General features: G+C 64.5%; 9 protein-coding genes and 1 pseudogene. 3 read left to right on the top strand and 7 right to left on the bottom strand.

The genetic code is table 11. From position 1 onward, the window contains the following. Positions 1-76 precede the first annotated feature (76 nt). Positions 77-2068 carry an APC family permease gene (locus tag VGG53_RS11660; RefSeq protein WP_331518213.1) on the top strand — a complete coding sequence of 664 codons (1992 nt, stop codon included), beginning with the start codon at positions 77-79 and terminating at the stop codon, positions 2066-2068. 32 nt (positions 2069-2100) lie between these two features. After that, entirely contained in the window at positions 2101-3279 is a 1179-nt protein-coding gene (locus VGG53_RS11655; RefSeq protein ID WP_414688950.1) for a class I SAM-dependent RNA methyltransferase, read from the top strand. 4 nt (positions 3280-3283) lie between these two features. Here VGG53_RS11655 and VGG53_RS11650 read toward each other — a convergent pair whose 3' ends face one another. The 5 genes from VGG53_RS11650 to VGG53_RS11630 form a co-directional block, all read right to left on the bottom strand. Beyond that, positions 3284-4591 (bottom strand): ArsB/NhaD family transporter, encoded by a 1308-nt coding sequence (locus tag VGG53_RS11650; RefSeq protein ID WP_331518211.1) that lies wholly within the window; start codon positions 4589-4591, stop codon positions 3284-3286. Positions 4592-4891: 300 nt separating this feature from the next. Then, positions 4892-6181 carry an ArsB/NhaD family transporter gene (locus VGG53_RS11645; protein ID WP_331518210.1) on the bottom strand — a complete coding sequence of 430 codons (1290 nt, stop codon included), beginning with the start codon at positions 6179-6181 and terminating at the stop codon, positions 4892-4894. A gap of 244 nt (positions 6182-6425) precedes the next feature. Then, positions 6426-6872, bottom strand: coding sequence for a CBS domain-containing protein (locus tag VGG53_RS11640; protein WP_331518209.1), 447 nt, complete (start codon positions 6870-6872; stop codon positions 6426-6428). Positions 6873-6984: 112 nt separating this feature from the next. Further along, a complete protein-coding gene (locus tag VGG53_RS11635) occupies positions 6985-7428 on the bottom strand; it encodes a CBS domain-containing protein (RefSeq protein WP_331518208.1) in 444 nt (147 codons plus the stop codon). 28 nt (positions 7429-7456) lie between these two features. Beyond that, positions 7457-8758, bottom strand: a complete 1302-nt coding sequence (locus VGG53_RS11630; RefSeq protein ID WP_331518207.1) for an ArsB/NhaD family transporter — start codon at positions 8756-8758, stop codon at positions 7457-7459. 349 nt (positions 8759-9107) lie between these two features. On the opposite strand from VGG53_RS11630, the gene dxs reads away from it, so the two are divergent. Beyond that, a complete protein-coding gene (gene dxs, locus VGG53_RS11625) occupies positions 9108-11024 on the top strand; it encodes a 1-deoxy-D-xylulose-5-phosphate synthase (RefSeq protein ID WP_331518206.1) in 1917 nt (638 codons plus the stop codon). Positions 11025-11064: 40 nt separating this feature from the next. Here dxs and VGG53_RS11620 read toward each other — a convergent pair whose 3' ends face one another. Together VGG53_RS11620 and VGG53_RS11615 are read right to left on the bottom strand one after the other, a co-directional pair. Then, positions 11065-12378: a ribonuclease D gene (locus VGG53_RS11620; protein ID WP_331518205.1), complete on the bottom strand. Its 1314-nt coding sequence runs from the start codon at positions 12376-12378 to the stop codon at positions 11065-11067. Between the two features lies 1 nt (position 12379). After that, positions 12380-13011: pseudogene (locus VGG53_RS11615) on the bottom strand (DUF3000 domain-containing protein). Between the last annotated feature and the right edge of the window lie 101 nt (positions 13012-13112).

Here is a 13112-nt window from a genome sequence, read left to right as displayed (position 1 = left end):
GGGTCCTCCCGGGGCCGGAACGTTGTCGTCAACAGAACCGTACCGGCGGGCACGGTTACGCTTACTCTTGGCTCTCGTGTCCAAACTTTCGACTGCGGCGCGTCGATTGGTTTTGGGTCGGCCGTTTCGCAGCGACCGGCTGAGCCACACGCTGCTGCCCAAGCGGATCGCCTTGCCGGTGTTCGCTTCCGATGCGTTGTCCTCGGTGGCCTACGCCCCCGAAGAGATCTTCCTGACGCTGTCTGTGGCTGGGCTGGCGGCGTACTCGTTGACACCGTGGATCGGCCTGGCGGTGGCGGCGGTGATGCTGGTGGTGGTGGCCAGCTACCGGCAGAACGTACATGCCTACCCGTCCGGCGGCGGCGACTTCGAGGTGGTCACCACCAACCTGGGTGCCAACGCCGGTCTCACCGTGGCCAGCGCGCTGATGGTGGATTATGTTCTCACGGTGGCTGTTTCGACGGCCTCGGCCATGTCGAACATCGGATCCGCGATTCCGTTTGTGGCCAACCACAAGGTGCTGTTCTGCGTGAGCGCGATCGTGTTGGTGATGGCGCTCAACCTGCGCGGTGTGCGCGAATCCGGGGTGGCCTTCGCGATCCCGACGTATGCGTTCATCGTCGGCGTAGGCATCATGCTGGGCTGGGGCCTGTTCCGGATCTACGTGCTAGGCGAGCCGATCCGGGCTGAATCCGCCGAGTTTGTCATGCATGCCGAACGCAGCTCGATCACCGGTTTCGCGCTGGTGTTCCTGGTGGCGCGGTCGTTCTCGTCGGGCTGCGCGGCGCTGACCGGTGTCGAGGCGATCAGCAACGGGGTCCCGGCCTTTCGAAAGCCCAAGTCGCGCAACGCGGCAACGACACTGCTGATGCTGGGAACAATCGCGGTCAGCCTGTTTATGGGCATCATCCTGCTGGCCAAAGAGACCCGCGTCAAGATCGTCGACAATCCGGCCACGCAGCTGAGCGGTATCCCGCGCGACTATCAACAGAAGACTCTGGTGGCGCAGATCGCCCAAGCGGTCTTCGGCAGCTTCCAGATCGGGTTCCTGCTGATCGCCGCGGTAACCGCGCTCATCCTGGTCTTGGCGGCCAACACGGCGTTCAACGGGTTCCCGGTGCTGGGCTCGGTGCTGGCGCAACACAGTTACCTGCCCCGCCAGCTGCACACCCGTGGAGACCGGTTGGCATTTTCGAACGGAATCGTGTTTTTGGCGGTGGCGGCGCTGGCGGCGATCATCGCGTTTCGGGCGCAAGTCACCGCGCTGATCCAGCTCTACATCGTCGGGGTGTTCATTTCCTTCACGCTGAGCCAAATCGGCATGGTCCGGCACTGGACCCGGTTGCTGCGCAACGAAACCGACCCCGCGGTGCGGCGAACGATGATGCGCTCCCGGGTGGTCAACACGATCGGATTCGTGGCCACCGGATCGGTGCTGCTCGTCGTGATGGTCACCAAGTTCCTTGCCGGAGCCTGGATCGCGGTGGTGGCCATGACACTGCTTTTCGCCGTGATGAAGCTGATCCGCAAGCATTACGACACGGTCAGCCGGGAAATCGAGCAGCCCGCCGACGACGAAGACGTCGTTTTGCCCAGCCGCAATCACGCGGTCGTGCTGGTGTCGAAGTTGCATCTGCCGACACTGCGCGCCCTGGCCTATGCCCGCGCGACGCGGCCCGATGTGCTGGAGGCCGTGACGGTCAGCGTCGACGACGCGGAAACCCGTGCGCTGGTCCACCGCTGGGAAGACAGCAATATCAATGTGCCGCTGAAGGTCATCGCGTCGCCGTATCGCGAAATCACCCGCCCGATATTGGATTACGTCAAACGGGTAAGCAAAGAGTCGCCGCGTAGCGTGGTGACCATCTTTCTTCCGGAATATGTTGTGGGCCACTGGTGGGAGCACGTGCTGCATAATCAGAGCGCGTTGCGGCTCAAGGGCCGGTTGCTGTTCATGCCGGGGGTGATGGTGACATCGGTTCCCTGGCAACTCAATTCGTCGGAGCGTCTGAAAACCATGCAACCGCATGCGGCGCCTGGTGATGCACGCCGGGGGATTTTCGATTGACATCAGAATCCACCGCGCCGCCGCCGTCGGCACTGGAGCACCTGACGTTGACCGTCGGGGATCCGGCCAACGGGGGCAGCTGCGTTGCCCGCCACGACGGTCGGGTGGTGTTCGTCCGCTACGCGCTGCCCGGTGAGCGGGTGCGGGTCCGGGTCACCGCCGACCGGGGGTCTTACTGGCACGCCGAGACGATCGAGGTGATCGAACCGTCCGGCGACCGGACCGCGTCGCTGTGCCCGATCGCCGGTGTGGACGGCGCCGGCTGCTGCGATCTGGCCTTTGTCGACCCGGTGGCGGCTCGCGCGCTGAAAGCTGCGGTGATATCCAATCAGCTTGCCCGCCTTGGCAATTACCAATGGAACGACGCTGTCCAGCCGATATCGGACGCTGGGCCCACCGGCTGGCGGACGCGGATCAGGCTCGACGTCGGTGCCGACGGCCGCGCCGGCTTTCATCGCTACCACAGCGACGAGCTGGTGACCGATCTCAACTGCGGGCAACTGCCGTCCGGGATGGTCGACGGGCTGGCCGGCACCGACTGGCCACCAGGTGCGCACCTGCATGTCGTTCTCGACGACGACGGTCAGCGGCACGTGGCACGCACCGTGCGCCAGGGCCGGCGAAATTCGACCGATGTGGTCGAGGGCGGTCAGCTGAGCGTTCAGCGGGCCGGGCGGCGTAATTGGCACCTGCCGGTCACGGCCTTCTGGCAGGCCCACCGCGACGCGGCGCGGACCTACAGCGACCTGGTGGGCGAGTGGGCTCAACTGGAACCCGGGATGACCGCGTGGGATCTCTACGGCGGCGCAGGGGTATTCGCCGCGGTTCTGGGTGACGCGGTGGGGGAGTCCGGGAAGGTGGTCAGCATCGACAGCTCACGGGCGGCGTCGCGGGCGGCACGCGCCAGCCTGGCCGATCTTCCGCAGCTCAGTGTGATCAGCGATTCGGTTCGGCGGGCGCTGACCGCGCAACGCGGGGGCGCCGACGTGGCGGTGCTGGATCCGCCTCGTGGCGGCGCCGGACGCGAGGTGATCGACCTGCTGGCCGCGGCCGAGGTGCCGCGGATTGTCCATATCGGTTGTGAGGCAGCGTCATTCGCTCGCGATGTCGGCCTGTATCAGCGTCACGGTTACGCGGTCGACAAAATCGCGGCATTCGACTCGTTCCCGCTGACCCATCACATCGAATGCGTTGCGCTGCTGACCCGCTGACTGCTTAGGCGAGGACGAAGTAGCGCAGCCACAGATAAAGCGCGCAAAGGATAGTAGACATCGCGGTGATCACGATGCCCTTGCGGGTGAACTCCCAGAATGAGATCGCGTTGCCGGACCGCACAGCGATGCCAATCATGACGATGTTGGCGGTGGAGCCCACCGCGGTCAGGTTGCCGCCCAGGTCGCCCCCAAGTGCCAGCGACCACCACAACACGTTGTGGTGCTCATGATGCGGCATGGCTGAGGCCAGATGGGTGACGATCGGTGTCATGGTGGCCACATAAGGGACATTGTCGATCAGGCCGGATGCCAGTGTTGACACACCCAGGATCAGCAGGGTCGTGAAAAGCACATTGCCCCCGGTTGCGCCGGCTGCCAGCTCACCCAGGCGTTTGATGAAGCCGGTCTTGAGCAGTGCGCCCACCATGATGAACAGGCCGACGATGAACAACAGGGTGTCCCACTCGACGCTGGACAGATAGTCCGACTTCTCCAGCTTGGACACCAGGATGAGGGCACCGGCGCCCAGCAGCGCCACCAGCGACGGCTGAATGTGGATCGAGGGGGACACGATGAACCCGACGAACACCACACCCATAACCGCGCCGCATCTAACCAACAGCCGGCTATCGCGCAGCGCTTCACGCTCGTTCAGCGACATCACATCAGCAACCCGTTCGGGGGAGACCGTGGAGAAGCCACGAAACAGCAACGGCGAAACGGCGACAAAGACCAGCATGATGATGACGACGATCGGTGCCATGTTGAACAGGAAGGCGTTGAACGACAGTCCCTTACGTGCGCCGATGATGATATTGGGTGGGTCACCGACCAACGTCGCTGCGCCGCCGATGTTCGAGGCGAACACCTCGGCGATCAATATTGGTACCGGGTTGATCGCCAGTCGGTCACACACCAGCAAGGTGACTGGGGCGATCAACAACACCGAGACCACGTTGGGTAGCAGCGCCGAGGCCAACGCCATGACGAGGGTCAGCAGGATCATGATGCGCACCGGAGACCCGTTGGCGCGCTTGGCCGCCCAAATTGCAGCGTATTCGAATACCCCGGTCTGGAGCAGGATGCTGACGATGATCATCATGCCCAGCATCAAAAAGATGACATCCCAGTCGATTCCGGTCTCCTGGGAGTAATACACGTCGGGCGCGTCGATGGCCGGCAAAATTATCATCAAGCCCGCGCCAACTAGTGCGACCGTGGTCTTGTTGAACCTTTCGCTGATAATGAACGCATAGGAGATGACGAACACCGCGACCGCGAAGTACATCTGGATTGTGGTTGCCGTCATCGTCGCAGCCCCCGATGTCTCGTCAAATCGTTGCCCACCCTCGTTGGCGGGCTGCCCATGCCTGACATGACATCGGAGGCTTCGGTGACGGCGTTACCAGCGTTGACCACCGGCATTTCCTCCGCACGCACGAAAGCCTATAGCAATCTCTGGGCCGACTCGCTCGGCGTTCGACGTCCTGATCGGCCGTGCGCATTATCGATCAGCGGCACGCGTTCGCCCACTCAAGCCGTGAAATCTTTACGCTCTCTTGCTGTACGAACCGCTCAACGGTTGGACATGTCGCATGTTGTCGAACCCTTAGCTCAGGACAAAGTAGCGCAGCCATAGGTAGAGCCCGCAGAGCACGGTCGACATGGCGGTGACCAGCACGCCCTTGCGGGTGAACTGCCAGAAGGAGATGGGGTTGCCGGATTTCAGTGCGATGCCGATCATTACGATGTTCGCGCTGGATCCGACGGCGGTTAGGTTGCCACCCAAGTCGCCACCGAGCGCCAGCGACCACCACATCACATTGTGGTGGGAATGAGCCGGAATGGCCGAAGCCAGGTGACCGACGATGGGTGTCATGGTGGCTACGTAGGGGACGTTGTCGATGATGCCGGACAGCAGCATTGAAACGCCCAGGATCAGCATCGTCGTGACCAGCACGTTGCCCCCGGTCGCGTCGGCAGCCATCTGGCCGAGGGTCTTGATGACTCCAGTCTTGAACAGCGCACCGACCATGACGAACAGGCCGACCATGAACAACAGCGTGTCCCATTCGACGTTGGCGAGATAGTCGGACTTCTGCACCCGCGAGATCAGGATGAGCGTGCCCGCGCCGAGCAGGGCCACCAGCGACGGCTGAAGGTGAATGGCCTCGGAGACGATGAACCCGGCGAACACCAGCGCCAGGACCGCGCCGGACTTGATCAGCAGCGACCGATCCTGGAGCGCCTCGCTCTCATCGACAGTCATGACGTCGGCGACCCGGTCGGGATCCACTGGAGGCAGGCCGCGGAACAGCAGCGGCAGAGCCGCAACGAAGACCACCAGGATGATGAGCACAACGGGCGCCATGTTGACCAGGAAGCTGTTGAACGACAGGCCTTTACGTGCGCCGATGATGATATTTGGTGGGTCACCGACCAATGTGGCGGTACCGCCGATGTTGGACGCGAACACCTCAGCGATCAATAGGGGGACCGGGTTGATCGCCAGGCGATCGCAGACCAGCAAGGTGACGGGGGCGATCAGCAGGACGGACACCACGTTCGGTAGTACGGCCGAGGCTATCGCCATGACCAGTGCCAGCAGGATCATGATTCGTAGTGGTGATCCGTTCGCACGTTTTACAGCCCAGATCGCGGCGTATTCGAATATCCCGGTCTGGCGCAGGATGCTGACGATGATCATCATGCCCAGCATCAAAAAGATGACGTCCCAGTCGATTCCGCTGGCCTGCGAATAGAAAACGTCGTGCGATTCGATCACCGGTAGCAGAATCATCAGGCCCGCGCCGACCAACGCAACGGTGGTGTTGTTGAAACGCTCGCTAATGATGCATGCGTAGGCCGCGATGAACACCGCGATCGCGAAATATGTCACCGGCGCCACCCTCGACGCCCGATCAAACTTCTGGTACCTCGGCCTCGATGCTCACGCTAGGGAGCTCCTCCGCGACGTTCTCGGCACCTACGCAGCCTATAACAGGATCCATTGATCCTTAAGTTGAGTCACGGTCTCAGGTCAATCGGCAGGTCAGCGTCGCCCGACAATTACCAGCCCGCCGGATCGAAGCACCTCGCGATTACGAAACCCCCAGGCGCGCTTGGCGTATAGGAATGACCGACTATTCCTTGAGAGCCGCGGCGAGCAGGCGGGACGCGGTGATCACCCCGTGCAACTTCCCATCTTTGACCACGGCGACCAGGGGGCTCCGCAGCCGCGCCATGACCTCAGCCACCTCAATAATGGTGTCGTCTGCGTCCGCTACGGGGACATGCTGGCGTTGCTTCGGCAGCATGTCGCGGATCTTCTTGCCGCCCAGCTTTTCTGCTGCGTGGTCGGCCATCGTCTCAGTCAGAACGCCGGCCAGACCGGGATCGTCCTGCACGTAACCGGGCACGATGAACCGCACGACCTGAGAGGCCGGCAGTACCGCGTACGGCGTTTCGGACGTGTCGGTGACGACCACCAGTCCGCTGAGACGATGCTCGGCAAGCAGTCGGACTGCATCCAGCGCAGCTGAGTCGATGTTGACTACTGGGAACTTCTCGTCGAGATCCTTTGCCCGCACACCGACACAATACGTCCGTCGCGAGCTTTCGGTTAATGGGATGGGTGTAAGGGAATTCTCAGGTTCGTTCGACACAACCGCCAACAACGCCGGCCGGGCGCCAAGGCGCCGCTCAGGATTTGAGCGCCGCGGCCAGCAGGCGTGCCGCGGTGATCACGCCGTGCAATTTTCCGTTCTCGGTCACTGCGATCAACGGGCAGTGCTGCTGCGCCATCTCCGCGGCCACCTTGATGACGCCGTCGCGCGCATCGACGGAGGGGATCCTCCGCGGTTGCTTCGGCAAGACATCGCCGACCGTCTTACCCGCCAGATTCTCGATGGCGTGGTCGGCCAGCGCGTCACCCAGGGCACCGGCCAATGTGATGTTGTCCTGCACGTAGCGGGGCAAGACGAATTGCAGCATTTCGGAGGCCAGAAGTACCGCGTGAGGCTTTCCAGCGGTGTCGCTGACGACGAGGCCGGGCAGACCGTGCTCGGCGACCATCCGGGCAGCGTCGAGAGCGTCAGAATCCACCGGCACGATGGGAAACTGCTCGTCGAGATCCTCTGCTCGCACAAGGACACCATACGACCGAATCCTGGCTCTAGGCGAAGTAGCGCAGCCACAGATAGCTGAGGGAAATGACAAACGACATCGCGGTCACCACTACTCCTCGTTTGGTGAAGTCCCAGAACGAGACGGGATGGCCTGAGCGCTGCGCGATCCCGACCGCGACGATGTTTGCGCTGGCACCGACCATGGTGAGGTTCCCGCCCAGCACGGTGCCCAGCAGCAAGGCCCACCACAGCACTCCTGAGCTGGCGTGCCCCGGGATCGAGTCGGCGAACTGGCCCACGATTGGTGTCATGGCGGCGGCATAGGGCACGTTGTTGATGACACTGCCGATGGTGAAGGAAATGGTGAGGATCAGCATCGTCGCCGTCCAGGCATCGCCGTGGGCGAAGTTGCTGGCCACTTGCGCCAATTCCTTGATGACACCCGTTCGCACCAGGGCGCCCACCATGACGAACAGCCCGGCGAAGAAAAGCAGCGTCTCCCACTCAACGCTGCCCAGGTAGAACTCACGGTCTATGCCGGAGGTCACGATCAGTATCCCGGCGCCGGCCATCGCGACCATGGAGGGCTCCATGTGGATCGTTCGATGCAAGACGAACCCGGCGAAGACCAACGACAGAACGATCGCGCACTGCAGCAGCAGCCGCGGATTGCGGATTACTTCGCGTTCGTCCAGCGACATGACATCGGCGACCCGCTCGGGATCGGCGACGAAGAACCCCGGGTACAGGCGGGGCAGTATCGCTATCAGTGCGACGAGCACGAGCAGCACCGCCGGTGCCATGTTCGCGCTGAATTCGATGAAGCTCAGGTGGGCCCCGGTGCCGATGATGATGCTGGTCGGGTCACCGACCAGGGTCGCCGCGCCGGCGATGTTGGCTGTCAGAGCTTCGATGACGAGAAAAGGCGCCGGATTGATCGCCAGGCGATCGCACACCAGCAGTGTCACCGGCGCGATCAACAACACCGTGGTCACGTTGTCCAGCACGGCCGTTCCCAACGCGGTGACCAGCATCAGCAGGATGATGATCCGTAACGGGGATCCCTTGGCGCGCTTGGCAGACCAGATCGCCAGGTATTCGAACGCGCCGGTTTGGCGCACGACGCTGACGATGATCATCATCCCGAGCAGCAAGAACAGAACGTCCCAATTCACCCCGGTGGTGCGTGAGTAAAAGACGTCCTCGGAACTGATCAGCGGCAGGAAGAACATCAGCGTCGCGCCCGCCAGCGCCACCTTGGTCTTGTTGAAACGTTCGGTGGTGATCAGCACATAGGCGACGACGAACACCGTCGATGCGTAAATGGCATGGAAGAGGGCGCTGCTCATCGGTGGTACCGCCGTCCGGCACGCGCCTGGCTCAGCATTGCCGGGGAAGCGGCACCCAAAATCTGGGCGGCGCGGTCAACGGGCGCGATGTCGCGATCATGCCCACCCCTGACGTCCGTCCGCTAAGCGCGGCCGTGTCGACCGTGCGAGTCATCGTGCACTCCTGAATAGCCATGAATCGCAGGAAGACCCGAACAGCACGACAGAGGCTTCCCGGCACACCGGGGCATTACGCTAGCAGGCTTGTCTGTGTTGTTTCTGAGCGGGAGCATTGTGGTCCGCTCCGGGCACTGGCGCAGTATCTGCGCTGGTCCGCGCATCGCCCCGCAGCCGTGCGTACACTAGCTGGATGCTCGAACAGATCCGTGGGCCCGCCGATCTGCAGCACTTCTCTCAGGCGGATCTGCGCGATCTGGCCGCCGAGATCCGCGAGTTTCTGATCCACAAAGTCGCCGCGACCGGAGGCCACCTCGGACCCAATCTCGGCGTCGTCGAGCTGACGCTGGCCTTGCACCGGGTGTTCGATTCGCCGCACGACCCAATCATCTTCGACACCGGCCATCAGGCCTACGTACACAAGATGCTGACCGGTCGTGCCGCTGATTTCGAAACGTTGCGCAAAAAGGATGGGCTGTCGGGTTATCCGTCGCGTTCGGAGAGCGAACACGACTGGGTCGAGTCGAGTCACGCGAGCGCCGCGTTGTCCTATGCCGATGGGCTGGCCAAGGCGTTCGAATTGACCGGACATCGCAACCGGCATGTGGTCGCGGTGGTCGGCGACGGCGCGCTGACCGGCGGTATGTGCTGGGAAGCGCTCAACAACATCGCGGCGGCCCGCCGGCCGGTGGTGATCGTCGTCAACGACAACGGCCGCAGTTACGCGCCGACGTTCGGCGGCCTGGCCAACCATCTCGCCATGCTGCGGCTGCAGCCCGGCTACGAGCATCTGCTGGAGCGCGGCCGCAGCGCAGTGCGCGGGATGCCGATCTTCGGTGACTTGCTTTACCAGTTCGTGCACAGTGTGAAAGCTGGTGTGAAGGACGCACTTTCGCCCCAACTACTGTTCACCGACCTGGGGCTGAAATACCTGGGACCAGTCGACGGCCATGACGAACACGCCGTCGAGGCCGCACTGCGCCGGGCTCGCGGCTTCAACGGCCCGGTGCTGGTGCACGTCGTCACGCTCAAGGGCAGGGGCTATGGCCCGGCCGAAGACGACGAGGCCGACCAGATGCACTCCTGTGGCGTGATCGACCCGGCGACCGGGCTGGCCACCAAGATTCCGGGGCCGAGCTGGACGGCGACGTTCTCCGAGTCGCTGATCGACTATGCGAGCAAGCGCCGCGACATCGTGGCGATCACCGCGGCGATGCCCGGGCCGACCGGGTTGACCGCGTTCGGACAACGTTTCCCAGACCGGCTTTTCGACGTCGGTATCGCCGAGCAGCACGCGATGACCTCGGCCGCCGGTTTGGCAATGGGCGGGATGCATCCCGTCGTGGCGATCTACTCGACGTTCCTCAACCGGGCGTTCGACCAGATCATGATGGACGTGGCGCTGCACAAGCTGCCCGTCACGATTGTGCTGGACCGGGCCGGGGTCACCGGCAGCGATGGGCCCAGTCACAACGGCATGTGGGACATGTCGATGCTGGGCATCGTCCCGGGCATCCGGGTGGCCGCACCCAGGGACGGCGCGCGGCTGCAGGAGGAACTCGGTGAAGCGCTCGCGATCGGAGACGGCCCCACCGTGATCAGATTCCCGAAAGGCGATGTCGGTGAAGACATTCCGGCACTTCTGCGGCACTCCGGGGTGGACGTGCTGGCGGTGCCTGCCGACGGGCTGGGTGCCGAGGTGCTGCTGGTCTCGGTCGGAGCGCTCGCGACGATGGCGCTGTCGGTGGCCGATCGGTTGCGCGACCAGGGCATTGGCGTGACGGTGATCGACCCGCGCTGGGTGCTGCCGGTCTCGGATGCGGTGGCGGAATTGGCAGTGGCGCACAAGGTGGTCGTCACGCTGGAGGACAACGGGGTGGCCGGTGGCATCGGTTCGGCCGTGTCGGCCGCGTTGCGGGCCGCCGAGATCGACGTGCCGTGCCGCGATGTCGGCCTGCCGCAACAGTTCTTCGATCACGCGTCGCGTGGTGAGGTGCTCGCCGCCGCCGGCCTGACCGACCAGGACGTGGCCCGCCGGATCACCGGCTGGATCGCCGCGCTGGGTAACGGGCTCGAGACCGCGGCCGAGATCACCGAGCACATGGACTGACATCGTCGTCTTGTCGTCGAGATTGACGTCAGCGTCGTGCCTACTCGAACTTTTGCGCGCTGCTGCCGATTTCGGTGGAGTCGACAGGCTGTAACGCCGCGGCCAGGACCGGCACCACCAGTTCGCGCTGCCAACTACGGGCCTGACCGGCCGCCAGGAACTCATCGATCGCCGTCGCCGCCTCGTCCGCGGGTCCGCCGTCCCAATCCCAGCACAGTCGCCGGACCAGCTCCGGCGTCACCAGGTTTTCGGCCGGCACCGAAACCCGCTCGGACACCTCCCGCAGCGCCGCGCGGGCGGCGTCGAGTCGCGCTGCGGCCTCCGGCCTGCGTCGGGCCCAGCGGGCCGGCGGCGGTGGACCGTTGGAAGGGTCGGCTTCCTCTGCGGAGCCGGGGTTTTCGCGCGCGGCCTGCAGCGCTGCCAGCCAGGTGGATGCGCTGCGTCGCTGCCGACGTCCGCCGAATATCGGCAGAGCGATCAGATCGTCGAGGGTCTTCGGGTCGGCAGTCGCGGCGTCGATGATCGCCGAGTCAGGCAGGATTCGTCCGGGGGCGATGTCGCGGCGTTGCGCGATTTCGTCTCGCACCGTCCACAATTCCCGAACAGCGGCCAGACCGCGCTGGTTGCGCATCCGGTGAATGCCGGAGGTGCGACGCCACCGATCCCGGCGCGTCGACGGCGTGGCGCGGCCGACGACGGTCCGAAGGAACTCGAATTCCTCTGCGGCCCAAGCGGTTTTGCCTTGCTCTGCCAGCACGGCGGCGATCGCTTCGCGCAGCGTGATCAGCACCTCGACGTCGAGAGCCGCATAATTGAGCCATGCCGCCGGCAAGGGACGTCGCGACCAATCCGCAGCGCCGTGACCCTTGGCCAACCCCACACCGAGCAGCCGCTGTGCCATCGCCGCCAGGTTGACCCGGTCGAAGCCGGCCAGCCGCCCGGCCAACTCGGTGTCGTACAACGCCGACGGATGCATGCCGACCTCGGCCAGGCACGGCAGATCCTGGTCGGCAGCGTGCAGAATCCACTCATCGTCCGCCAGCACATCGGCGACGGGCCGTAGCACGGCCAGGGAGTCGCCGCCGTGGCTGACCGGGTCGATGAGAACGGTGCCGGCACCGGCCCGCCGGATCTGAATCAGATACGCGCGATTGGAGTAACGGAATCCCGAAGCCCGCTCGGCGTCCACCGCGAACGGGCCGTGGCCGCCGGCCAGCAGCGCTGCCGCGGCCTTGATCTCGCCGGCAGTCGTGGACAGGTCGGGCACGCCGTCGGGGGGATGGAGCAACGGCGTGACGTCGGATTCTGCGGCGTCGGGCGTTGCGGCTGGCGCTTCGGTCGGCTCAGGGACCATGTCAAACGCGCGACCGGGTGCCCAAATCTGTCACCCCGGCCGGTGGTAGCCCCGCGGCGTGCTCGAGCACCTCGCAGAACGCTTCAACGTGAGTACCGATGTCGGTGGTGAGTGCTGTCCACGACGCGCGCAGCTCCAGCTGATGGGCGCGCGGTGGTCCGGAGATGTCCCCGTAGCGCACCGAGGTGGTGGCGGTCACCGTGCCGCCGAGCGCGGTGACCTGCTCGGCGCGGGCGTCCAGCGCCTCGACCAGCCAGCTCCAGGCGACCTCCGGCAGCAGCGGGTCGACCGCTTCGCTGGAATCCAGGTCGGCCTGGATGTAGGCGACCAGCCGCATGGTGCCGTCCCACGCATCGGCGCCCTCGGGGTCGTAGAGCAGGATCAACCGGCCGAACGCATCACCATCGGACCGCTCCGGGACGACGTCGAGTTCGGGCCGCTTGACCTCAGCGCCGAGCGCGTAGCTGTACGGCGCGAGACGCTGCGGCGGTCGGATCGGACCCAGCTCGATCTCGGGTCGGACGCTGGCTCCGCTCATCGCCGCCACGGCCTCGCGAAACGGGACTGGTTCGGCTGCTGTCATCGGCGCCGCTCCTCCTCGTCGCTCCGCCCCCCATTGCTGGCGCGGGTCACAAGCGCCGCTGTTGTTCGTCACCCCGCCCCGCGTCGTTGCTGGCGGGTCACAGCGTCTGACGCTAGACCTATCGAAGGACACGCGGCCACAGGCGCGCCGT

It is taken from the genome of Mycobacterium sp. (assembly GCF_036490025.1).
Classification (GTDB): domain Bacteria; phylum Actinomycetota; class Actinomycetes; order Mycobacteriales; family Mycobacteriaceae; genus Mycobacterium.
Note: the sequence above shows the minus strand (reverse complement) of the source record. Positions and strands in the feature narration are given on the sequence as shown.